Source organism: Amycolatopsis sp. lyj-109, from assembly GCF_046548995.1.
Classification (GTDB): domain Bacteria; phylum Actinomycetota; class Actinomycetes; order Mycobacteriales; family Pseudonocardiaceae; genus Amycolatopsis.
Map to the genome: position 1 here is coordinate 101,110 of NZ_JAJPWR010000004.1, position 22,961 is coordinate 124,070.

Sequence of the window (22,961 nt, forward strand, 5' to 3'; positions counted from 1 at the left end):
CATGGAGAGTGCATCGCCGGTGCTGCCGGTGGCAGGACTGGACGAGCTGACCACCGAGTCACGCATGATCGCGACGCCGTGGAGCCGCATGGTGCGCGGCATCGGGCTCGGCCAGTACCCGATCGACTACGACCCCGTCGCCGCCGAGCGGATCCGGCGCACGTTCGACCTGCTGGCGGTGAAGGTGCCGCCGTCGAACTCGTACACGCGGTTCTCGCGGCTGCTGGCGGACCTGATCCTGAACGTGACGGACCCGGCCGTCGACTTCACCCGCGTCGACATCGGTTCGGCGGCCGGGGACGTCGTGGACGCCGTGCGCTCGGAGGGGAACGCCTACTACCGCGTCACGGCGGGCTGCATCCTCATGGCCGCGTTCGCCAAGCTCGGCCTGGACCGCAAGCTGCTGGTCAACGCGTGGATGGACTTCCCCGCGGAGATCCTCGCCGCGACCGACCGGATCCGGCCGGACCGGATCAAGGACGAGAACGCCGGCCGGCACGGCGACTACGAGCGGCTTTCCGCCTACACCGCGGTGTTCCTCGCCCTCGGCCAGCTGGGCATGACGGACCGGCTGGTCACCGGCGAGCGCGACCACGTCCGCGAGGCGCTGGATCTCCTGGAGCGAGTCCCCGCGCCCTTCTTCCGCGGGCGGGGCGGGTCCATGCTGCTCTCGGCGATCTCGCTGCTGGGGTTCGACGAATACATCGTCGACGGGCCGCGGGACTACCTGAAGGAGACGCTGGACCACCTCGACCGCGCCGACGAGCTGGCCCTCCCGGCTGCCTTCCCGCAGCCGATGACCGAGGACTTCGGGAAGATCTACCCGCTGGTGACCATGCTGAACGCCATCGCGATGACCGGTCGCCCCGAGTACCTGACCTACCGGAAGGACCGGCTGGCGGAGGCGAAGGACCTGCTGGGCCGGATCGACCCGGTGGAGCGGACCCACATGGCGCTGTACTACCTCGTGGCCCTGCACAACCTCGGCCGGCTGTCCGACGAGGTGCCGGACCTGGACGCCTTCGTGGAAGACGTGCTGGGACAGTGGGATCAGGCCGATCCCGGCGCGAACTTCTTCCGCAACGGGATCGCCTACCCGTACATGATCGAAACGGCCATGTTGGCCGGGCGGCCGGATCTGATCACCGACGAGGGCCTGGACCGGCTGGTGGGCTCCTACCCCGACCTGGACCGGACCGACCTGGACCGGGTCAACCGGCCCTATCCGTTCAGCTACGCGCTGAACATGCTGGGCGAGATCGGCGAAGCGGGACGGCTTTACGCGCCGTCGACCCGGTACGGCGGCCGCTCGGCCATGGCCTGGGTCACGAGCCGTCTTTCCGACGGTGGCCGTGCGGAAGGGAACCGGCTCTACATGTTGGACCACGCGCTGGTCGGCTACGCGCTCCGGATGCGGGGCCGGCAGAGCGCCGAGCCGGAGGTCTTCCGGAACTTCCGGTTCCGGCTCTCGACCTGAGTCCCACGAGGATGCGGTCTGCCGCGGCTGGTCGTGAGTGGTAATTCGGGTTCTGGCGAACGGTCTATTGCCGACCTACGTGTCAGTCGAGCCAACTCACCGCCCGGAACGGCCAACTCACGCACCGGAACGGCCAACTCGCCAGCGGTGTGGGTGAGTTGGCCGTTCCGGTTGGTGAGTTGGCCGGAGGGTGGGGGGTCGGTTTTGCTGCCGGGGCTGGGGGAAGCCAGTGTGCGGGGTCCGGATGGCCCCCCGGGCAACGCGGAAATCCCCGGCCACCATCGGTGGCCGGGGATTTTCCGTGCCGCGCCTCAGTTGTGCGTGCCTCACCTGTGCGCGCCGGGGAAGGCGCCGGGGCGGGCCACCGGTGCGGGAGCCCACTCGCACTCGGGCCGCCGGGTGCCCAGGTGCACCCACTGCCGCCGCCACTGCAACGTGGCCAGCACCGTCGACCGCGAACACCGCGGGCACGGCTGGGGTGTCGAATCGACCCACATCTCCGCCATGGAAACCTCCAGTGCTATCGCTGGTTCTCGATACCTGGAGGATGACGGCCCGGCGCTACGCAACGGTTATGTGCTCGTCCTCAATGGACTCTTCGATCAATGGTCGTTGGCTTCGATGAACCCGGCCTGGACCGCCTTGTTGATCGCGTCGACCCGGGACGCCGCGCCCAGCTTCCCGTAGATGTTGGTGAGGTGCCGCTTCACGGTGCCTTCGCTGATGAACAGGCGCGAGGCGACCTGGGCGTTGCTCATCGCCGCGGCGACCAGCCGGAGGACCTCGAGCTCCCGGTCGGACAACAGCGTTCGCTGCTCCTGCCGGCGCTCCAGCGACTCCATCGTCGCACGCGGGATCGACAGCAGCACGTTGTCCTTGGAGCGGCTCACCGACCGGATCGCGGAGATGAGCTCGTCGCGGGCGATGCTCTTCACCAGGTACGCCGCCGCGCCGCTGTCCAGCAGGTCACGCACGACCGCGGGTGCGTCGTGCATGGTCAGGATGACCACGGCGGTGTCGGGGGACATCCGCCCGACCCGCTCGATCACCACCTTCGCGCTCGGCCCGGGCATCTCGACGTCGAGCAGCAGGATGTTCGGCCGGTGCCGCTGCACCATCGTGACGGCCTCGTCCCCGTGGGCCGCCTCGCCGGTCACGGCGAACTCCGGATCCGTGGTCAGCAGCTCGCACAGCCCCTGGCGGAACAGGGTGTGGTCGTCGGCGACGACGATGGTGACCTTCGGTTCGCCCGCCACGGTCATCTCCCGGCTCCGAGGTGCGCGACGGCGATCGAGATCGTGGTCCCGGCGTCCGGTGTCGCGGTGATCGTGAACGTCCCGCCCAGGAGCTCGAGGCGCTCGCGCATGGAGGAGAGCCCGATACCCGACCGCGCAACCAGCGCGGCGGCGAGGTCGAACCCCTGCCCGTCGTCCCGTACCGAAGCGTGCACTTCCGCGTCGGTCACCGTGACGGTCACCTCCAGCGTGCGCGCGCCCGAATGCAGGACGGCGTTCCGGATGGCCTCGCGGAGCACGAGGTACAGTTCCTCGCACGCATCGTCCGGCAGTTGCTCGTCACCGGTCACCGACACGGTCGCGTGAATGCTCGGCGGGACCCGGGTGGCCACGTAGTCGCCGAGCGCCTTCGCGAGACCGCCGACCTCGACCGCGGACTCCCGCAGTTCCGTGGCGAGCCCCCGGATCAGATCGAGGGCTTCGCGCAACGCGGCGCGGGCGGTGACGATCCGGGGCATCGCGCGCGCCGGATCCGTGGCGGCATAGACTTCGTACAGGTCGAGGTCCTGCAGCACCACGCCGACCGAATGCGCGGCGCGGTCGTGCAGCTCCCGGCCGATCCGGCGCCGTTCGTCGCGGTGCGCATGGTTCATCTTCTCGAGGAGGAAGCTCGCGTAGGACACGGCGCCGATTCCGACGCGGAGCATGATCGACTCCTGCAGCACACCGGCGGCGGTGCGCAGCCCGGTCTCCGGGTCGCCGTCGGCCCGGGTCCGGTCCAGGACGATCGGGAGCAGGACCTGGTACATCGTCACCGCGGCGTGCGCCGACTCGATCGGGTGAACCCCCCGGACGGCACGGCTGGCCCCGATCTCCACGCTGAGCCGCTCCCCCTCGCACTCGGGCGGCCGGGAACCTCCGAGCGCGGCCTCGATGTCGTCGAGCACGGATTCGGCCTGGCGCAGCAGCTGGGCGGTGGCTTCCGGGATATCGGCCAGCCGATTACCCGCCGCCCGCAGGTGGTCGCGGAAAGAGATCACCGCCGCATGCCGAAGATCGGCGGGAAACATCAAATTTTCATCGGCCACGCGGGGATTGTCTCACAGCGGCGAAGCAACCCCAAGGCAACCGAACAAAACGATGTGTGCGCAGTATTGCGTCACCATGAACACCCGATAAGGACGGCGTTCCGCTGACCGGGCACCGCGGCTCAACGGCGTGAGCACCGTGACAGAAAGCGCTACCGAACCAGCTAAGACGACTGCGGCGGCAGGAAGCACGCCGATCGCCTTGATCGCGCAAAGAATGATGAACGCCCAGCCGACCGAGCTCGCCGCAATCGCCATCACCACGCGGGCACGGCGACCACCGAGAAGTACCGGCAAGGTCCTTCTGCCGGCCAGCCGATCCCCCTTCGCGTCGGCAAGATCCTTCGTCGAACCACCCAGCCCCATCCAGAGGGACATCATAAGACCGAAGAGGAACATCGGCGCGCTGAGCGGTCCACCGCCGGCCGCCGACCAACCGGCCAGATAGGTCAGCATTCCCAGCGCGGTCACCGCCGCGACGAACCCGGCCAGATTCGCCTTCAGCGGCCACGGCCCCATCGAGTAGGCCCAGCCGACCCCGAGCATCGCCGCGGTCAGCAGGACCTGGACCGGGGACACCACCGCCGCCAAGGCGAGCCCCGCCGCGGCCAGGCCCCACACGATCCTGGTGGCCGGCCGCCGGGGCAGGTCCCCGCGCGCGATCGGGCGCGCCGTGCCGTTGGCGCGGTCCTCGACGACGTCCGCCACACCGTTCGCCAGGTAGATCGCCCAGGTCGTGGCGAGCCAGCCGAGCCCGGCCACCACGAGCACGAACCGGCCGGCCGTGCCGTGCGCATCGCCGGCCCCGCCGAGGGCCGCGCCCGCGGAGAACCGGAGCAGGAAAATGGCCTGGACGACCGGCCGCGCCTCCTGCCACCCGAGCCGCCACCGGCCACGGAGCCGTCGCAGCCGGGACACCGGTGCGGACCGCGCCGGAGCGACCTGGGGATCAAACCGGACCGGGCTGCGCGAAAAAAGCGTTGTCGACATCGGTCACCTCCACTCGACCAGATGACCGGCAAAAAGCAGAGCCAACCGGAGATACCGCTTTCTGCACCACAAAGCGCAGTGCGAACGTTGCCGGAGGTGGAAAAGCAGTACGACGTTGGTGATACGACACCTCGACCATCGTCCTGAACCGGCTCTTCCTTGGGGCTTCGGTTCTTGAGCGGCCGATGACGAGCGGCTAACGTCCGAACGGTGAGTTTGATTTGTTGTTCACCGTAAAATTGATCTACCTATTTGATCTATGATTTGATCGGGGCTGACGTCATGCGAGGCGACACGGGTTCAGAAGTTTCAGAAGTTCGGTCCGGCCAGGGCGATCACCATGATCACGATTCGGCAGTCGCGGTTCGGTGCTTCGGAGCTTTCGAGGTGTACCTGGCCGGCGAACCGGTGGTGTCCTGGAACGCGGGCAAGGCCCGCAATCTCTTCCAGTACCTGCTCGTGAACCGCGGCCGGGTGGTGCGGCGGGAGAAACTTTTCGAGACGCTGTGGCCGGCTGCCGCGTGGGCGTCGGCGGCGAGCTCGCTGCGGGTGGCGGTGCACGCCGTCCGCCGGACCTTCGAACCGGCGACCGGAGGCCGGCCGGTCGAGATCGGCAGTCTCGCGCACGGTTACCGGCTCACCGCCACGGATCTGTGGCTGGATGTCGACGAGTTCGACAGCGCTCTGCGCGAAGCCCACGCCGCCGAGGCGCGGGGTTCGCGAGCACGAGCCGTGGCCTGGTACCGGCGAGCCGCCCGGGTGTACACCGGCGACTTCCTGGCCGGGGAGACCGGGGACTGGGTCGTCGAGCAGCGGGAGTACTACCGGGCCCTGGCCCTCCACGCGCTGACCTCCCTGCGCGCCGACGCGCTGCGCCGGGACGACCACACCGAGGTCGTCGACCTGTGCCGCCGGATCCTGGACATCGACCCGTACCAGGAGGAGACGTATCAGACGCTGATGGTCCTGCACGCCCGGCGCGGCGAACTCGGCCAGGTGCGCAACTGGCACCGGATGTGCGTCCGGCGCCTGCACGACGACCTGGACGTCCCGCCTACCGAGACCACGCGGCGCATCTTCGCCAGGGGCGTCCGCGGCGAGCTCCGCAGTCCCGCCCCCGCCACGGCCCGGGCCGGTCGCGCGCGACCCGGCACGGCACCGCGGACGGGAAGCCGCCCCGGCGCGCGGCCCGCGGCCTGGACCGCGGGGCCACGCCGATGAGCGGCTCCGGCCGGCGGGTCACCGGGCCAGCAGCGTGCTGATCCGCAGGAAGCTCCGCGCGGTCATCGTCACCCGCACTTCGGTGGTGACGACCGGATCGAAGGCGAACGACGTCGGGTCGTTCGAACCGGTCCCCCACGTGATCCGCAGGTTCCGCACCGGCTCGAAGCCCCGGGCCGTGCGGCAGGCGACTTCGACGGCGACCGGCAGCGCCAGCTTCGCGTCCACGACGAAGTTCGCCGTGACGGCGCTGATCCGCTGGGCCGACGGCCAGGCCAGGGACACCCAGTCCGCGGCTCGCGGCCTGCTCACCGCGGCCAGCGTCGAGGTCGCCTGTTTGGCGTAGTGGTTCGACCAGCCGGTGGCCGGGTTCCCGTCCAGCATCGCCGCCGGCAGCGTGTCGGGGGCACCGGAGTAGCTCGCGTCCGCCGTCGAGACGGCCGGGACCACGGGCGCCTCGACCGCGCGCGCTCCCGGGCCGTTGCGCTGCCCGAGGGACGTGCCCGGCAAGGTGAACTTGCCCGGCGTCAGCCCCGGAGCGCTCGCCGTGACGGTGACCGGCCCGCGGCCACCGGTCGCCGCGATGACGGCGACGGCCAGCCCCTTGAACGCCGGGATCGCCGGCTGCTGGTAGCTCTGGGCCAGTTCCTGCCGTCCGTTGTCGACGCCGGCGACCCGCCCGGGCCCGGCGACGGTGAACCGCAGCAGCGGCCCATCGCCGGGCACGACGACCCCGTGGGCGTCCACGACCGACGCCGTCACGAACGTCATCGCGCCGGCCACCACGCCGCCACCGGGCGCGTCGACGCTCAGCTTCACCGCCCGCGGCGGCCCGGCCGTGACGAGCTCGTCGCGCGCCACCTCGCGGCCGCCCGCGCGGGCGATCGCGGTCAGCGTGCCGGGCGCGAAGGGCACGGTCCAGGTCAGGTGCAGCTTGCCGGTGCCGCCGTTCGGGCTGGTGTAGCTGCCGGAGGGGTCGTTCTTGTCGTCACCGGCCGGCTCGCTCGTCTCCAGGTACGCCCGGCCGTCCACCGTGGTCTTGCGGTCGAACCTCTTGACTCCCAGCGACTTCCCGTTCAGCAGCAGCTCGACGGTGTCCACAGTGGAATAGACCCACACCGCGACGGGTTCACCGGGCCGGTGGTTCGTCCAGTCCATCGGGGTCAGGTGCACCATCGGCGCGGTGGTCCACTGGCTGCGGAAGAGGTGGAAGGCGTCCTTGGGCAGGCCGGCGCTGTCGATCGCGCCGAAGAAGGACGTCTTGACGGGGAAGACGTCGTACGGCGTCGGCTCGCCGAGGTAGTCCTGCCCGGACCAGAGGAACTGGCCCTGGCAGAACTTCCGGTCGCGGTCCTTCTTCAGCGAGTACTCACCGCTGAACGTCCACGAAGCCAGGTTGTTGTCGTAGGACGACGTCGCCCGCTTGCCCGGCGTGTGGTTCTCGCCGGTGTTGAGCAGGTCCGGGTCCTGGTAGACGCCGCGCGTCGAGGTCTCCGACGACGACTCGGACTCGAAGAAGAACTTGTCCGGGTACTGCTTGTGCAGCCCGTCGATCGACTGGGCGGTGTTGTAGTTGACGCCGAGGCCGTCGAGCTGCTTCAGGATGAGGTCCTGCGGTGAGCCCGGCGCGGGCACCCCGCGGTAGCGGTCCGAGCCCATCACGATCGGCCGGGTACTGTCGATCGCCCGGACCGCCGCGATCAGTCCAGCGGCGATCTCCGGGCCGCCCGCCATCGACGCGTCCGGCACCTCGTTGCCGATCGACCACAGCACCACCGCGGGCGAGTTCTTGGCCGCGTGCACCATCTCGGCGATGTCGCGCCCGCTCCACTCGTCGAAGTCGCGGTGGTAGTCGTACTCGAGCTTGCCGGTCCGCCAGCAGTCGAACGCCTCGACCATCATGATGATCCCGAGCCGTTCACAGACCGTCACCAGCTGCGGGTCCGGCGGGTTGTGCGCGGTCCGCAGCGCGTTGACGCCCATCGCGAGCATCAGCCGCATCTGGTGCTCCAGCGCGGCCGGGTCGACCACCGCGCCCAGCGCGCCCTGGCTCGAGTGCAGGTTGACCCCGCGCAGCTTCATCGGCTTGCCGTTGAGCGAGAACCCGTTGTCCGGGTGGAATTCGGTGTACCGGAAGCCGAAGTCCGCGGTGGTCGTGTCGAGCACGCGCCCGGCGACGACGACGTCGGTGCGCAGCCGGTACAGGGCGGGCGTGTCGATCGACCACAGCCGGGGCCGGTCGACCCGCAGCGCGGTCGTCGCCGTCGCCGTCCGCCCGCCGGGCACCGCCACGGTCGCCGAGCCACGGGCCACGACGCGGCCCTCCGGGTCGGTGATCGTGGTGCGTACCTCCGCACCGGCCGCGGCGGCGGAGTCGTTGACGACGTCGGTGGCCACCCGCACCGTGCCGCGGCCGGCGGCGATGTCCGGCGTGGTGACGAACGTGCCGTGCCGGGCGACGTGCACCGGCTCGGTCACCACCAGCCGGACGCGGCGGAAGATCCCGCTACCCGAGTACCAGCGGCTGCTGGGCAGCGGGTTCGTCGCCCGCACGGCGAGGACGTTCGGCGTGCGCCCGTCGGTGTGCGGCCGGCCGGTGAGGTCGAAGGCGAACCCGGTGTAGGCGTACGGGTGGTTACCGAGGAGTTCGCCGTTCAGGTAAACGTGGGCGTCCGAATAGACGCCGTCGAACTCCACGGACACGCGCTTGCCGGCCAACGACGGCGGCAGCGTGAACGTCTTGCGGTACCAGCCGAGGCCGCCGCGGAAAAAGCCGGAACCGCTGCTGGTGCCCTGGTCGGTCGGCGGGAGCTCGATGCTCCAGTCGTGCGGGACGTCGACGACCTGCCACGCCGAGTCGTCGAAGCCGGGCTTCGGGGCATCGGCGAAGCGGCCGCCGGGATCGGTGACGCCGTCGGGGTTGGCCAGTGCGAACCGCCAGCCGGTGGTGAAATCGCTTTCTCGCGCCGCGCCCGGCTGCGCGAGCGCGTCGGCGGCCCGGGCGACCGGCGCGACGGCCGACGTGGCCACGGCAGCCCCGACCCCGCCCAGCACGACCCGTCTGCGGAGACCGCTCGGCTCTTCTTCCGGCATGGGGCAGCCCCTTCCAGCGCGGCGATGTGCGGGCGGAAAGCACTATGGCACAGAGGTTTCCGGACAATCAAAGGGTTCGATAATTTCGAACTCGCACGCCGCTGCCGCGCTTCACCCGTGACAGATGCCCAAGCGACCGCTTAGTACACGGCCTTGATGCTGGAATCGTTCAGCCGTCCGGAGCCGGTGGAGGGCCGGCCACCTGGAACGAGCGCCGATCACCGCGGTTCCCACCCCACCGATGAGTTTTCGCCGTCCCGGTCGTCAGTACCGGTATGGCCAAGTTGCTCTACGCGTTCAGCTGCTCGATCGACGGGTTCATCGCCGGCCCGGACGGAGACATGTCCTGGTTGACGCCGTTCCTGGGACCGCCGCCGGTCGACCTGATCCCCCGCATCGGCGCACTGCTGGTCGGCCGCCGCACCTTCGACGGCGACGATCCGCATCGGGGCGGCCCTGGCGAGGGTCAGGCGTTCGGGGGCGGCTGGGAAGGGCCGCAGTTCGTGCTCACCCACCGTACGGCCGAGCCGGCTCCCGGGGTGACGTTCGTCGGCGACCTGGCCTCGGCGGTGTCCGCGGCCAAGGCGGCGGCCGGCGACAAGCACGTCAACGTCCTCGGTGCCGAGGTCGCCCGGCAGTGCCTGGAGGCCGGGGAACTGGACGAGGTGCTGGCCCTGCCGGTTCCCGTGTTGCTGGGTGCCGGGGTCCGGATCTTCTCGCGGGTCGGTCCCCCGGTCCGGCTCTCTCCGGTGGGCGCCTGCTGGTACCGGGTCGTCGCCTGACGGCGTGGACCGCATTCCGGACGGCTTGCCCGCCCGCCTCAGCGAGGGCCGACGTCGCGAGTTCCGGGGCTACCATGGGTTGTGGACACGGGGGAATCCGAGGCGGACAGACAGGTCCTGGGGTACGCCGGCACCAGCTTGCTGGTCATCCTGGCGATCTTCGGCGCGGTCATCGTCGCAGGCGGCATTCGCGAAATCGCCCGCCAGCACACGGCGGCGGGAGTGTTTTCCGCCCAGGTCCTGGTCGCGCAGCGGCCGCACTACGAGGTGGCTTTCACCGGGCCCGACGGTTTCGTCCGCATGGACGCCGAGCTGGACACCTATGTCCGCCACCCCGTCGGCAGCCGGGTGGCCGTCCGGTACTGGCCGGTCGAACACCGCGCCGAACAGGTCACGACCGGCGCGCGCGCCTTCATCGCGATCGGCGCCCTGATGCTCCTGGCCGGCACCGCCGGCGCGAGCTTCCGCATCATCCGGGCCGTGCGGCGCCGCCGGGATGTCCGCTGAACGCCCTCACGGGGCGCACCCGGCGATCATGATCGGGGAGCGCGCCGCGGCGTTCATCAAGGCCTCCTGATCCGAACGGCGATGGAGGTCGCCAAGTTACCCCTTCAACCGGTAACGTCTGGGACATGGGACTCAAGATCGCAGTGATCGGCGCCGGCGGCGTCGGCGGATACTTCGGCGGCCGGCTCGCCGCGGCTGGGCACGACGTCGGTTTCGTGGCGCGCGGCGAGCACCTCGCGGCGCTGAAGCGGGACGGCCTGGCCGTCACGAGCGTGGCCGGCGACTTCACGGTCGCTCCGGTGCGGGCGACCGACGACCCGGGAGAGCTCGGCGAGGCCGACTTCGTTCTGCTGGCGGTCAAGACGTGGCAGCTCGAACCCGCGATCGCCGCGGCAAAACCGCTGTTCGGCCCGGACACCGCGGTCGTCACGACGCAGAACGGGGTCGACGCGCCGGGACAGGTGGCCGACGTCGTCGGCCGCGGCGCGGTCCTGCCGGGCGCCGCGGAAGTCATCGCCTTCCTCGACGGGCCCGGCCGCGTGCGCCAGATCGGCGGCGGAAAACTCACCTTCGGCGAGTGGGACGACCGGCCGAGCGCGCGCGTGACCGCCCTGCGGGAGGCCCTGCAGGAGTCGGGGCTGACCGCGGTGGTGGCCACCGACGTCTGGGCCGCGCTCTGGGAGAAGTTCCTCGCGCTCGCGTCGCTCGGTGCGATCGGCACGGTCACCGACGCCCCGTACGGCGTGCTGCGTGCCCGCGCGGGCACGCGGCAGCTGATCGTGGACAGCATGACCGAGATCGAGCGGGTCGCCCGTGCGAAGGGGGTCCGGCTCGCCGACGACGTCGTGGCGGCGCAGATCGCGTTCCTGGACCGGCTCCCGGCGGACGGAACCGCCTCGCTCCAACGCGACATCCGGGCCGGTCGGCCTTCGGAACTGGAGGCGTGGACCGGCACCGTCGTCCGGCTCGGCCGGGAGACCGGCACGCCGACCCCGGTCAACAGCCTGCTGTACGAACTGGCGAGCACGCGGGCCGCCGCCGGCGCACACCCGCGGCCGTGACCGGTTCCGCCGTCGGCCGGGCGAAACACCGTCCTCAGTAGACAGTCCGGCTCGCGGGGCGGGCCGATCCCGGATTTATTCCCGGCACCTCGGCCCGTCCCAGCGGTTGGCCACCCCGGCCCGGCCCGCGGGAAGCGGGCACACTGCGGGTACGGGCCGAGGAGAAGGGAACGCCGGGATGACAGGACCACGGATCGCCGTCGCGCTGGATGGGGCCGGGTGGCACCCCGCCGCCTGGCGGGAGCCGGGGGCGCGACCGGACGAACTGCTGACCGCCGGCTACTGGGCCGACCAGGTCCGCGAGGCCGAGGCCGGTAAGCTGGACTTCGTCACCCTCGAAGACTCGCTGGCCCTGCAGAGCCTGAGTGCCTTCGAACGGCCGGGCGAGCGGACCGACGTCGTGCAGGGCCGCCTCGACGCCGTGCTCATCGCCGCCCGCGTCGCCCCGCTGACCTCGCACATCGGGCTCGTGCCGACCGCGGTCGTCACCCACACCGAGCCGTTCCACCTGTCCAAGGCCATCGCCACCCTCGACTACGTCAGCGCCGGGCGGGCCGGCGTCCGCGTCCAGGTGGCGAGCCGCGCCGACGACAACCGGCACTTCGGCCGCCGCGAGTTCGGCGAGTTCCGGCTCGAGGACACCTCCGCACCGGACCGGTCCAGCCCGGTCACCGACCTCTTCGACGAGGCCGCCGACTACGTGGAAGTGCTGCGCCGGCTCTGGGACAGCTGGGAGGACGACGCCGAGATCCGCGACGTCGCCACCGGCCGGTTCGTCGACCGCGACAAGCTGCACTACATCGATTTCGAAGGGCGCTGGTTCTCGGTCAAGGGCCCGTCGATCACCCCGCGGCCGCCGCAGGGCCAGCCGCCGGTCACCGCGCTGGCCCACGCCGCCGTCCCCTACCGGCTCGCCGCGCGCTCCGCCGACGTCGTCTACGTGACGCCGTTCGACCGCGGACAGGCCGCCGCGATCGTCGCCGAGGTCCGGGACGAACAGGAGCGGGCCGGCCGCGCCGGCGAACCGCTGCACGTCTTCGGCGACGTCGTCGTGTTCCTCGGCGAGACCGAGCAGGCGGCCGCGGACCGCAAGCGCCGGCTCGACGACCGGTTCGGCGCGGAGTACACCTCCGACGCGTACGTCTTCACCGGCACCCCGGCCGGGCTGGCCGACCTGCTGCTCGACTGGCAGGGCGCCGGGCTTTCCGGCTTCCGGCTCCGGCCGGGCGCGGTTCCGCACGACCTGACCGCCATCACCCGCGGCCTGGTGCCCGAACTGCGCTCCCGCGGCGCCTTCCGCACCGAGTACGAAGCGAGCACCCTGCGCGGGCTGCTCGGCCTTTCCCGGCCCGCCAACCGCTACACCGCCGCCTGAGGAGGCCCGAGATGTCCCGGAAGCAGATCCACCTCGCGGCGCACTTCCCCGGCGTCAACAACACGACCGTGTGGAGCGACCCCGAAGCCGGCAGCCACATCGAATTCAGTTCCTTCGTCAAGCTCGCGCAGACCGCCGAGCGCGCGAAGTTCGACTTCTTCTTCCTCGCCGAAGGCCTGCGGCTGCGCGAGCAGAACGGGCAGATCTACGACCTCGACGTCGTCGGCCGCCCGGACACCTTCACCGTGCTGTCCGCACTGGCCGCGGTCACCGAGCGGCTCGGCCTGGCCGGCACGATCAACTCGACGTTCAACGAGCCGTTCGAAGTGGCCCGCCAGTTCGCCTCGCTCGACCACCTCTCGGCCGGGCGCGCCGCGTGGAACGTGGTCACGTCGTGGGACGCCTTCACCGGCGAGAACTTCCGCCGCGGCGGGTTCCTCCCCCAGGACCAGCGCTACGGGCGCGCCGAGACCTTCCTCCGCACCGCCTGGGAGCTGTTCGACTCCTGGCGCGGCGACGAGATCGCCGCCGACGCCGGCAGCGGCGTGTTCCTGCGCGACCCGTCGGCAGGCGCGTTCGCCCACCACGACGGGCACTTCGACATCGAGGGCCGGTTCCCGGTGCCGCGCAGTCCCCAGGGCCGTCCGGTGATCATCCAGGCCGGCGACTCCGACGAGGGCCGCGAGTTCGCCGCGGCCACCGCCGACGCGATCTTCAGCCGCTACGGCACCCTCGAAGCCGGGCAGGCGTTCTACTCCGACGTCAAAGGCAGGCTGGCCAAGTACGGCCGCACATCGGAGCAGCTGGTGATCCTGCCGGCCGCGACGTTCGTGCTGGGCGACACCGACGCCGACGCCCACGAGCGCGCCCACGTCGTCCGGCGGCAGCAGGTCAGCGCGCAGACCGCGATCAAGTTCCTCGAGCAGGTCTGGAACACCGACCTGTCCGGCCACGACCCCGACGGCCCGTTGCCGTCGACCGACCCCGTGGTCGGCGAGACGACCATCGCCCCCGGCCGCGCCAGCGTCCGCATGTACCGCGACCCCGTCGCCACCGCCCGCGAATGGCGGCAGCTCGCGGAAGCGAAGAACCTGTCCACCCGCGACCTGATCATCGAGGTGACGGGCAGGCAGACGTTCATCGGCTCCCCCACGACGGTGGCGGCGGCGATCGACGACCTCGTCCAGGCCGACGCGAGCGACGGGTTCATCCTGGTCCCCCACGTCACCCCGGGCGGCCTCGACGAGTTCGCCGACACGGTGGTGCCCCTGCTGCAGGAACGCGGCTCGTTCCGGACCGAGTACACGGGGACGACCTTGCGCGAGCACCTCGGGATCGAGCCGCCCGGGGCATGACCCGGCGAGCTCCGGCAGGACGTTGTACAGCGAGTAGTGTCGCAAGTTGTTTGACGTTCAGGCCGATGCGCCCCACAGTGGCGTTCGGTGCGTTGGACGCTACCAACGCCACATTGGGGCGTTTGAGCCGGACGAACCTCGGACGCGCGACACTAGAGCCACCCGCGTTCGTCGGCCACGCGCAGGGCCTCCATCCGGTTGCGGGTGCCGGTCTTGGTGGTGGCCCCGGACAGGTAGTTCCGCACGGTGCCCTCGGCCAGGTACAGCCGGGCCGCGATTTCCGCCACGGTGGCGCCGGAGCGGGCCGCGATGAGCACGTCGCGTTCGCGCGCGGTGAGCGGTGACTCGCCGGCCGCCAGGGTGGCCGCCGCCAGGGCCGGGTCCACCACCCGTTCGCCGGCCATCACGCGCCGGATGGCGTCGGCGAGGGTGTCGGCCGGGGCGTCCTTCACGACGAAGCCGACGGCACCCGCCTCCATGGCGCGACGCAGGAAACCCGTGCGGCCGAACGTGGTCAGGATGACCACCCGGCACCCGGGCGCCTGTGCGGTGAGCACGGCGGCCGCCGCGAGGCCGTCGAGGCCGGGCATGTCGATGTCCAGGAGCGCCACGTCCGGGCGGTGTTCCAGGGCCGCGGCCGTCACCTCGTCGCCGCGGCCGACCGAGGCCACCACCTCGAAGTCCGGTTCGAGGTCGAGCAGGGCGCGCAGGGCCTGGCGGATCAGTTCCTGGTCGTCGGCGAGCAGCAGCCGGATCGTCATGCCGGCACCTCCGCCCGCAGCGACCACCCGCGGGGCCGCGCGGGGCCGGCGGTCAGCACTCCCCCGGCCGCGGTCACCCTGGCGCGCAGGCCGTCGAGCCCGGAACCCGCGCCCGCCGGGCCGCCGGCACCGTCGTCGTGCACCTCCACCGAGGACGCGGTCAGCTCCACCGTGCACCGGCCGGCTCGCGCGTGCCGCACCACGTTCGTCAGCCCCTCCCGGACGACCCAGCCGAACAGTTCCCGACGGTCCGGCGGCACCACCTCGGCGGCGGTGGGCAGATCGGCGACGACCCCCGCCGCGCGCAGCAGCTCCCGGCCGCGGGCGAGCTCGCCGGCGAGCGTGACGTCCTGGTACCCGGACACCGCGGCCCGCACGTCCGCCAGCGTCTGCCGGGACAGCTGTTCCACCGATTCCATTTCGGCCAGTGCCGCGGGCGGCGCGCCGACGGCCAGCCGCCGGGCCAGGGTGCTCTTCACGGTGATGGCGGTGAGCGAGTGGCCGAGCAGGTCGTGCAGATCGCGGGCGATCCGGTTGCGCTCGGCCTCGGAGGCCAGCCGGGCCACCTCCGCCCGGGCCTCGCGCAACTGCTGGTTGGCCGTGGCGGTGCGGCTGAAGGCGTGGACCAGCAGCGCGGTGAACACCACGGCCACCGCGTAGTACCAGCTCGGGCCGGTGTTCCAGCCCGGCACCACCATCGGCACGACCACGCACGCCGCGGCGCCCAGCACCACGAGGATCGCCGCCGTCCGGACGCCGACGCGCGCCGCGGCCGACGGCACGAGCACCGCGACGAGGATCATGACGTTCTCGTGGGCCAGCGGAGCGACCAGCACCGAGAGCGCCGTCATCACGGCCAGCAGCCACCAGTGCGCCCGCCACGCCGAGCGCATCGAGGCCACCACGATGCCCAGGTAGCACGCGGAAATGGCGGCCAGCAGCAGGTAGCCGGCGACGAGACCGGACCCGTGCGTGTACTGGGCGACGCCGGCGCCGGCCAGGAACGGGTAGCAGAGCATGCCCAGCGAGAGCAGCAGCCGGCGCCGCTCGTCCAGACCGCGCAGGTCCGCGGGTTCCCGCCTGTCGTCCACGCCGGGGACCGTACCGCGGACCTGCGCGGACGCCGTGATCACCGGGCCGTGAACGTGGCGCGCACGGTCCGTGCGAAGGTCAGCAAGACGACGATGATCAGCAGCGCGAGGCACACGCCGTTCGCGATCTTGAACCAGACGGGGAACGAGCCGGGGATGGACTCGATCACGAGGATCGCCACCACCTGGGCCGTCGTGATGATCCGCACCCGGCGGTAGTTGCCCGGCGAGCCCTTGGCCATGGAAACACCGAGGGCGAAGGTGATCGGCGCGGCGACGGCGAGGATCGAGCCGCGGATCCACACGGCGGAGGTGACGACGTCGGGATTGCCGCTGAACACCACGATCGCCAGGAAGGTCAGCACGCTCACCGCCGCGTAGCCGCCGAGCAGCATCTTGGCGATGTGGAGCTTTTCCCGGGCGTCGGAGTCGGTCACGGTCACGGTCGGGCTGGTCTGCTTCATCATGCCCTTGATCGTGGTCGACCGGCGTTTCCGCTGGTAGCGACGTTGTCCACCGTCCAGCCGTGACATTCGTCAGAAACCGGGCAGCCGGCGGGCCACGCCGTTGCGCCGCCGGAGGTGCGGCTGAGCGGCGAGGGTCTTGAATGACTCATTCAGGTCTTCGGAGGTCCTGAATGAGTCATTCAAGACCTTTGGGCCGGGGCCGTCTCGTCGCGGAACGCCGCGACCGCGCACTCGGCCGCGCTGCCCGCGTTTTCCGCCGCGACCACCACGCTTCCGCCGATCGTGAGCGCCGGCTCGATCGGAATCGACCGGACCCGGGTGGAGTGGATTTCGGCGACCTGGTCGGCGGGCAGCACCGTCCAGCTCCGCGGTTCCGAGCCGACCTCGACGATCGTGTCCTGGAGCGTGCCGGTCGGGCGGCCCGCCTTCGGGCACAGCCCGGTGTCGCGCAACGCGGAGACCACGGCGTCGTGCAGCGACGGGTCGTGCTCGCGAGCGGGAACGCGCAGCGTGTCGCCGGCCAGCTCGGCGAGGCCGACGGCGGCGTGGTCCGCGGCCGGGTGGTACCGGGACACCACCGCGAACAGGCGTTCCCGCCAGGCCGGCCGCACGGTGAGCCCGGGCACGGACCGCACGCCGCGGGTCAGGGCCAGGTCGAGTTCGCCCTGCCGGAGCGCGTTGAGCCGGGCCTCGACCGGCAGATCGACCAGCACCACGTCGAACTCCGGCGCCCGTTCGCGTAGGGCGTCGATCCCGCGTTCGAGGCGCGCGGTCAGGCCGGCGGCGGTGCCGATGCGCACGGTCGTCACGACCTGCTTCGCCGCGATCTCCACCTGACCGGCCGCGGCGAGCGTGCCGCGGGCCGCGTCGAGCACCCGATGCCCGGCCGCGGTGAGCCGGACCCGCCGGGGCGACCGGTCCAGCAGCCGGACCCCGAGCTCCCGCTCGAGCCGGGCGATCTGCTGGCTGACGGCGGGTTGCGCGATGTGCAGCCGCTCGGCGGCCCGGCCGAAGTGCAGTTCGTCGGCGACCGCGACGAAATAGCGCAGTGCCCGCAGTTCCATGGATACCACCCTCGACGATAAGCCGAGCTTATCGCAGCACGTGGCGGTTGGGTCTGGTTCCCGCCGCCCACCGGTGCTGAAGTGGTGATCATGACCATCCAACTGGGACCCCTCGGCGCCTACCTGACCGCTGCCGAGGCGTCCGCGACGGACGCCGTCGCCCTGGAAGCAGCCGGGTACAGCGCCATCTGGCTGGCCGCCTCCCCGGCCGCCGATCTCCGGCAGGCCGAACGGCTGCTCGACGCCACCAGCCGGATCGTGGTGGGCACCAGCGTGCTCAACGTGTGGCAGGCCGACGCGGCCGAGGTCGCGGACTCCTACCACCGGCTCGCGAGCAGGCACGCCGACCGGCTCCTCATCGGCATCGGCGCCGGCCACCGGGAAATCGATGCCGGGTACACGTCCCCGGTGGCGAAAGTCGCGAGCTACCTGGACATCCTGACCGCGGCCGGTGTCCCCGCCGACCGCGTCCTGCTGGCCGCGCTCGGCCCCAAGATGCTCCGGCTCGCCGCCGACCGCGCCGCGGGCACGCTCACCCTCCAGGTGACGCCCGAACACACCCGGCGCGCCCGGGCGGCCCTCGGCCCGGACAAGCTCGTGGTGCCCGGCCACGGCGTGGTGCCGGACACCGACGTCGAACGCGCCCGGGCAACCGGCCGGGCGAGCGTGCGGCCCATCCTGGGGATCGCCAACTACGCCGGCAACCTCCGGCGGATCGGCTACACCGACGAGGACCTGACCGACCCCTTCAGCGACCGGTTGATCGACGCCCTCGTGCTGCACGGCGACGAGGCGGCCATCGCGGCGGGTGTCCGCGCGGAGCTGGCGGCGGGCGCGAACCAGGTCGGCGTGCACGCGATCGGCGAGGATCCGATCGGCATCCTGCGCGCGATCGGGCACGGGCTGCGTCCATCGGGAACGCCCGTCGCGCAAGCAGGTTCGCCCGGCTAGGTGGTTGCCGTCGGAAGTCCTTCGGGGGTATTCGGCGGATCCAGGTTTTCGCTGGGCGTGCGGCCGCGAGGTCCTCGTACCGGGTCGTACTCGGACCTTGCGGCCGTGCGTCCAGCGGGAAGCTGGGCCGTCGAGACCCCTGGAGGACTTCCGACGGTGACCACTAAGCTCGAACTCGCCGGCAGTTTCCGTCAGCGCGGACCGAGGGAGCCACCGACGTGGTCGAGTCGCACGACATCGTCCGCCCGCCCGCCGAGCTCAGCGCGGCCCTCGCGACGATCGGCAGCGCGACGGCCAGCGCCGAGCTCAGCCGGATGGGGATCCGCAGCGCCTTCATCCGCGGCCCGGTGTCGGTGACGCCCGGCGTGCGCGTGGCCGGGCCGGCGCTGACGCTGCAGTTCCTGCCGAAGCGCGAGGACCTTTACCCCGTCGACGAATACGCCGAACCGGAGACGCAGCTGCACCGGCACGTGATGTACCACGCCCGGCCCGGCGACCTGATCGTCGTCGATGCCCGCGGCGACATGAGCAGCGGCGTGTTCGGCGAGATGATGCTGACCTACTTCAAGGGCCGGGGCGGCCTCGGCGTGGTGATCGACGGGTGCCTGCGCGACATCGGCGAGGCCAGGAAGCTCGGCCTCGGGCTGTGGATCCGGGGCGCCACCCCGAACTTCCACGCCCAGACCGGCATCGTCCCGGCCGCCGTCAACGTGCCGGTGGCGTGCGGCGGCACGCTCGTCGAGCCGGGTGACATCGTCGTGGCCGACGACGACGGGGCGGTCGTGGTGCCGGTCAAGCTCGCCCCCGCCCTGCTGGCGACCGCTCGGGAACACGCGGAATGGGAGGAGTTCTCCCGGATCCGGCTGGCCGAAGGGGGCGACCTGCGGCGGTACTACCCGCTGTCGGACGAGGCCCGGCCCGAGTACGAGCGGTGGCGTGCCGAGCAGGGCCGGGACTGACGAGCGCGGTCATCCCTTCACCGCCCCCGCGGTGAGGCCCTCGGTCAGGAACCGCTGCCCGAAGCCGTACATGAGCACGACCGGGATGCTGACCAGCAGCGAGGCCGCGGCCAGCTGTCCCTGCGGCACGACGTCACCGAAGATCATCGACTGCATGCCGACGGGCAGCGTCTTGTAGTCGTCCTTGGTGATGAACACGAAGGCGAACAGGAATTCGTTCCACGCGTTGGTGAGCGTGAACAGCGCGACCGCGAGCAGGCCCGGCTTGGCCAGCGGCAGCACGATCCGCAGGAACGCCCCGAACCGCGTGCAGCCGTCGACCAGGGCGGCCTCCTCGAGGTCGGCCGGGATCGACTTGAAGTAGCCGACGAGCAGCCAGGTCGCGAACGGCAGCGTGAACGTCGGGTAGGCGAGCACGAGCGACCACAACGAGTCGTTGAGCCCGATCCCGCTCATCAGCTGGTAAAGCGGGATGAACAGCAGCGCGCCCGGCATCACGTAGGTGAGCAGGATCGTCACCGTGAAGCTTTCCGAACCCCGGAACTTCAGCCGTGCCAGCGCGTAGCCGGCCAGCGCCGCGCAGACCAGGGCGATCGCTGTGGACGCCACCGACACCAGGATCGTGTTGATGTACCAGGTACCGAACGCCCGGCCGGTGAACAGGTTGGTGAACTGCTCGGTGCTCCACGGCGTCGGCCAGAGGTCGTCGGTGCGCGCGACGATCTGGTCGTCGGACTTGAAGGCCGTGATCGTCATCCAGTAGAGCGGGGCGAGCACGAAACCCAGCAGCCCCACCAGCGCGACCCCGGTGCCGGTGCCGCCGACCAGGCGCGCGGCCAGCCGGTTGCCCCGGGTGGCGAGCACGGAGACGACCCGGCCGACGACGGCCGCGAGCGCCACGAACACGCCCAGCACGAGCGCGGCTTTCCAGATGATGTGCGGCGACGCCCAGACCAGGACGAGCACCGAGCCCACGACGATCACCCACGGCAGCGCCCGGCGCTGACCGGGCGTCAGCCGACGACGCCCCAGGTCCCCCGCGCCGGGCAGGTCGCTGCGGCGCATCATCCGCACGAGGATCACCACCAGGATCGCGATGATCGGCAGCATCACCAGCGTGACCGCGGCGCCCGCGCCCAGCTGCAGCTGCTGGATGGCCTTCGAGTACGCCACCATCACGTACGGGGCGGTGGCGTCCCCCGGCCCGCCCTGGGTCATCAGCCAGATCAGGTCGAAGTTGTTGAACGTCCAGATCGACGACAGCAGCACCGTCACGATCATGACGTTGCGGAGCCCCGGCAGCGTGATGTGGACGAAGCGCTGCCACGGCGAGGCGCCGTCCACCATCGCCGCCTCGTGGAGGCCGCTGTCGATGGCCTTGAGCCCGGCCAGGAACGTCACCGTGAAGAACGGGATGCCCTTCCAGACGTTGACCAGGATGACCGCCGGCATCGCGAGCGCGGGATCGGACAGCCACTCGGCGGGCCACTTGTCGACGAGCCCGATCGCGGCGAGGCCGGGTCCGATCCCGGATTCGGTGAGCAGGACGTTGACACTGCCGAAGATCGGGTCGAACAACGACCGCCAGGTGAAGGCCGTGACGACCGTCGGGATCACCCACGGCAGCAGGATCACCCCGGCGACGAGCGCCTTGCCGCGGCGCATGTGGTGCAGCATCAACGCCGCGATGAGACCGAACGTCACCTTGAAGATCTCGGCGTAGGCGGTGAAGACGAACGAGTTGAGCACACCCTGGTGGAACAAGGCGTCGTGGATGAGCGCGGTGTAGTTGTCCAGCCCGACGAAGACCGTCTCCGCGCCGTGGCGTTCGGTGGCGCTGGTGAAGATCGAGCTGACGATCGGGACCAGGATAAGGCCGGCGACCAGCACCAGTGTCGGACCGACGAACACCGCGGCGAGGCGCCAGTCGCGGCCGAGCCGCCGCTGCGTTCGCGTGAGCGAGGAGGACGCGCCCAGCGCCGGACGGGCCGGCGCCGAGCGCGGACGAAGGAGAGTCACTGCCGGTAGCCCTGCTGCTCGAAGATCTGAACGATCCGGGCGTGGGTCGCGGCGACGGCGTCGGCCGGCCGGGTGCCCTGGATGACCGACTGCATCATGTCGGTCAGCAGGTAGGCGGCGGTGGCGGCCTGCTCGCCGGGACTCGGGGTCTGGGGGAACGCGTAGCCGGTCTTGGTCTTCACCGGGAGCTGCGCGCGGGTCTGCTCCCGCAGCGCGGGGAAGGCCGGGTCACCACCGGTGTAGTACGGGTCGGAGTCCCACACCTTGCTCCACGACGGGTTGACCAGGCACGGCGCTTCCTTCGCGACCCCGAGCAGCGCGGTCCCGCCGACCATGAACTTCGCCACCAGCTTGGCCAGGTCGGGGTTTTTCGCCCCCTTGAACACGACGAACGAGTTGGACTCGCCGAACGCGAGCGGCCGGTCGAGCGCCGGTCCGGTCGCGCCGTTGAACACGTGCGTGTTGGCGTAGACCGGGTTCTTCTTGGTTTTCGAGTCGGCGTAGACGCTGAACTGGTTGAGCGTCAGTCCCAGGATCTGGGCCAGCCAGTTCTCGTTGTTGCTCGAATCGGTCCAGCTCCCGATTCCCGGCGGCAGCATCGGCTTGTACTTCGGGTTCGTGTATATGTCGCCGATGAACGTGACGGCTGCGACGGTTTCCGGCGAGTTGAACACCACCTTCGTGCCGGTGTTGTCCGCGATCGCCCCGCCGTAGGTGTTGATGACGTTCGCGATGAAGCCGTTGGCGTCGCCGGAGCGGTTCACCGTGAGCCCCCAGCCGAAGCGCCGCTTCGCCGGATCGGAGACCGCCAACGCGTTGTCGCGCAGCTCCTCCCACGAGTAGTAGGGCTTGAGCGGAAGCCCCTTCTCGGTGTACCAGTCCTTGCGCAGGTACATCCCGGACGCGATGAAGTGGTACGGGATCGCGAACCAGCGGCCGTCGAACACGCAGTAGTTGTTCGCCTCCGTCGCGGGTTCCCCGTAGAGCGCTTTCATCTCGTTGACCACATCGGTGAGGTCGGTGAGCGCGCCGAGGTTGTGGAGCTGGCCGACGAACCGCCGGTCGCTCATGAAGGCCAGATCGCGGTTGGTGCCCGCCTTCACCTCGGCGTCCATTTTCGCGACCATGTCGCCGGCGTCACCGGAGACCAGGTCGTTGCGGACGGTGGTGCCGGTCGCCTGCGCGAACACCTGCAGCGACTTGTCCAGCGCCTTGTTGGCGGCCTCCGAGTACAGCTTCTGCGAGAGCATCCCCACCGACCCGCCGCGGAGCGCGGCGGCCTGGTCGAGCAGGGCCTTGGGCACCTGGACGTCGACCTGCGGCGCGGGCGCGGGCCCGCTCCCGCAGCCGGCGAGCCCGAGCACACCCAGCGCGCTCATCCCCGCGCTCATTCCGAGGAACGAGCGTCTCGACCAGTCCGTTTTCTCTGCCATGACCACTCCTCTCGCGTCCGATCGGGCGGACG

The 22,961-nt window shown here is 71.0% G+C and carries 20 protein-coding genes; 9 read left to right on the forward strand and 11 right to left on the reverse strand.

The genetic code is table 11. From position 1 onward, the window contains the following. The first annotated feature begins 1 nt into the window (after nucleotide 1). On the forward strand, nucleotides 2-1,477 hold the full coding sequence (locus ACLJQF_RS10260; protein WP_410608011.1) for a hypothetical protein: 1,476 nt from the start codon (nucleotides 2-4) through the stop codon (nucleotides 1,475-1,477). A gap of 326 nt (nucleotides 1,478-1,803) precedes the next feature. Here the strand turns inward: ACLJQF_RS10260 and ACLJQF_RS10265 are convergent, their stop codons facing one another. From ACLJQF_RS10265 to ACLJQF_RS10280, 4 genes are all read right to left on the reverse strand, one after another. Continuing rightward, nucleotides 1,804-1,983: a hypothetical protein gene (locus ACLJQF_RS10265; RefSeq protein WP_410608012.1), complete on the reverse strand. Its 180-nt coding sequence runs from the start codon at nucleotides 1,981-1,983 to the stop codon at nucleotides 1,804-1,806. Nucleotides 1,984-2,079: 96 nt separating this feature from the next. Then, nucleotides 2,080-2,739, reverse strand: coding sequence for a response regulator (locus tag ACLJQF_RS10270; RefSeq protein ID WP_410608013.1), 660 nt, complete (start codon nucleotides 2,737-2,739; stop codon nucleotides 2,080-2,082). Continuing rightward, nucleotides 2,736-3,752: a sensor histidine kinase gene (locus ACLJQF_RS10275; RefSeq protein ID WP_410608014.1), complete on the reverse strand. Its 1,017-nt coding sequence runs from the start codon at nucleotides 3,750-3,752 to the stop codon at nucleotides 2,736-2,738. The genes ACLJQF_RS10270 and ACLJQF_RS10275 overlap by 4 nt, the downstream gene beginning before the upstream one ends. A 60-nt stretch (nucleotides 3,753-3,812) precedes the next feature. Continuing rightward, nucleotides 3,813-4,718: a UbiA family prenyltransferase gene (locus ACLJQF_RS10280; RefSeq protein ID WP_410608375.1), complete on the reverse strand. Its 906-nt coding sequence runs from the start codon at nucleotides 4,716-4,718 to the stop codon at nucleotides 3,813-3,815. Nucleotides 4,719-5,177: 459 nt separating this feature from the next. On the opposite strand from ACLJQF_RS10280, the gene ACLJQF_RS10285 reads away from it, so the two are divergent. Beyond that, nucleotides 5,178-6,011, forward strand: coding sequence for an AfsR/SARP family transcriptional regulator (locus tag ACLJQF_RS10285; RefSeq protein WP_410608015.1), 834 nt, complete (start codon nucleotides 5,178-5,180; stop codon nucleotides 6,009-6,011). An 18-nt stretch (nucleotides 6,012-6,029) separates the two neighbouring features. Here the strand turns inward: ACLJQF_RS10285 and ACLJQF_RS10290 are convergent, their stop codons facing one another. Beyond that, the gene (locus ACLJQF_RS10290; RefSeq protein ID WP_410608016.1) at nucleotides 6,030-9,104 is read right to left on the reverse strand and encodes a glycoside hydrolase family 2 TIM barrel-domain containing protein; all 3,075 of its coding nucleotides are present in this window, start codon (nucleotides 9,102-9,104) and stop codon (nucleotides 6,030-6,032) included. Between the two features lie 275 nt (nucleotides 9,105-9,379). Between ACLJQF_RS10290 and ACLJQF_RS10295 the strand changes: the two genes are divergently transcribed. From ACLJQF_RS10295 to ACLJQF_RS10315, 5 genes are all read left to right on the forward strand, one after another. Further along, nucleotides 9,380-9,886, forward strand: a complete 507-nt coding sequence (locus tag ACLJQF_RS10295; RefSeq protein ID WP_410608017.1) for a dihydrofolate reductase family protein — start codon at nucleotides 9,380-9,382, stop codon at nucleotides 9,884-9,886. Between the two features lie 81 nt (nucleotides 9,887-9,967). Further along, a complete protein-coding gene (locus ACLJQF_RS10300) occupies nucleotides 9,968-10,393 on the forward strand; it encodes a hypothetical protein (protein WP_410608018.1) in 426 nt (141 codons plus the stop codon). Nucleotides 10,394-10,518: 125 nt separating this feature from the next. Beyond that, complete coding sequence (locus tag ACLJQF_RS10305) at nucleotides 10,519-11,454, forward strand: 2-dehydropantoate 2-reductase (protein WP_410608019.1); 936 nt, start codon at nucleotides 10,519-10,521, stop codon at nucleotides 11,452-11,454. 178 nt (nucleotides 11,455-11,632) lie between these two features. Continuing rightward, nucleotides 11,633-12,829 carry an LLM class flavin-dependent oxidoreductase gene (locus tag ACLJQF_RS10310; protein ID WP_410608020.1) on the forward strand — a complete coding sequence of 399 codons (1,197 nt, stop codon included), beginning with the start codon at nucleotides 11,633-11,635 and terminating at the stop codon, nucleotides 12,827-12,829. 11 nt (nucleotides 12,830-12,840) lie between these two features. After that, a complete protein-coding gene (locus tag ACLJQF_RS10315) occupies nucleotides 12,841-14,184 on the forward strand; it encodes an NtaA/DmoA family FMN-dependent monooxygenase (RefSeq protein ID WP_410608021.1) in 1,344 nt (447 codons plus the stop codon). 152 nt (nucleotides 14,185-14,336) lie between these two features. On the opposite strand, the gene ACLJQF_RS10320 is transcribed toward ACLJQF_RS10315, so the two are convergent. From ACLJQF_RS10320 to ACLJQF_RS10335, 4 genes are all read right to left on the reverse strand, one after another. Then, the gene (locus tag ACLJQF_RS10320) at nucleotides 14,337-14,945 is read right to left on the reverse strand and encodes a response regulator (protein WP_410608022.1); all 609 of its coding nucleotides are present in this window, start codon (nucleotides 14,943-14,945) and stop codon (nucleotides 14,337-14,339) included. Further along, nucleotides 14,942-16,036 (reverse strand): sensor histidine kinase, encoded by a 1,095-nt coding sequence (locus ACLJQF_RS10325; protein WP_410608023.1) that lies wholly within the window; start codon nucleotides 16,034-16,036, stop codon nucleotides 14,942-14,944. Before ACLJQF_RS10325 ends, ACLJQF_RS10320 begins: the two co-directional genes overlap by 4 nt. Before the next feature lie 38 nt (nucleotides 16,037-16,074). Further along, the gene (locus tag ACLJQF_RS10330; protein ID WP_410608024.1) at nucleotides 16,075-16,503 is read right to left on the reverse strand and encodes a hypothetical protein; all 429 of its coding nucleotides are present in this window, start codon (nucleotides 16,501-16,503) and stop codon (nucleotides 16,075-16,077) included. Nucleotides 16,504-16,682: 179 nt separating this feature from the next. Then, nucleotides 16,683-17,567 carry a LysR family transcriptional regulator gene (locus ACLJQF_RS10335; protein ID WP_410608025.1) on the reverse strand — a complete coding sequence of 295 codons (885 nt, stop codon included), beginning with the start codon at nucleotides 17,565-17,567 and terminating at the stop codon, nucleotides 16,683-16,685. Nucleotides 17,568-17,657: 90 nt separating this feature from the next. Here ACLJQF_RS10335 and ACLJQF_RS10340 point away from each other — a divergent pair, with 90 nt between their 5' ends. Together ACLJQF_RS10340 and ACLJQF_RS10345 are read left to right on the forward strand one after the other, a co-directional pair. Beyond that, nucleotides 17,658-18,518: a TIGR03620 family F420-dependent LLM class oxidoreductase gene (locus ACLJQF_RS10340; protein ID WP_410608026.1), complete on the forward strand. Its 861-nt coding sequence runs from the start codon at nucleotides 17,658-17,660 to the stop codon at nucleotides 18,516-18,518. Between the two features lie 218 nt (nucleotides 18,519-18,736). Next, a complete protein-coding gene (locus tag ACLJQF_RS10345; RefSeq protein ID WP_410608027.1) occupies nucleotides 18,737-19,477 on the forward strand; it encodes a ribonuclease activity regulator RraA in 741 nt (246 codons plus the stop codon). A gap of 9 nt (nucleotides 19,478-19,486) precedes the next feature. On the opposite strand, the gene ACLJQF_RS10350 is transcribed toward ACLJQF_RS10345, so the two are convergent. After that, nucleotides 19,487-21,496, reverse strand: a complete 2,010-nt coding sequence (locus tag ACLJQF_RS10350; protein WP_410608028.1) for an ABC transporter permease subunit — start codon at nucleotides 21,494-21,496, stop codon at nucleotides 19,487-19,489. Continuing rightward, nucleotides 21,493-22,929, reverse strand: coding sequence for an extracellular solute-binding protein (locus ACLJQF_RS10355; protein WP_410608029.1), 1,437 nt, complete (start codon nucleotides 22,927-22,929; stop codon nucleotides 21,493-21,495). The genes ACLJQF_RS10350 and ACLJQF_RS10355 overlap by 4 nt, the downstream gene beginning before the upstream one ends. Nucleotides 22,930-22,961: the final 32 nt, after the last annotated feature.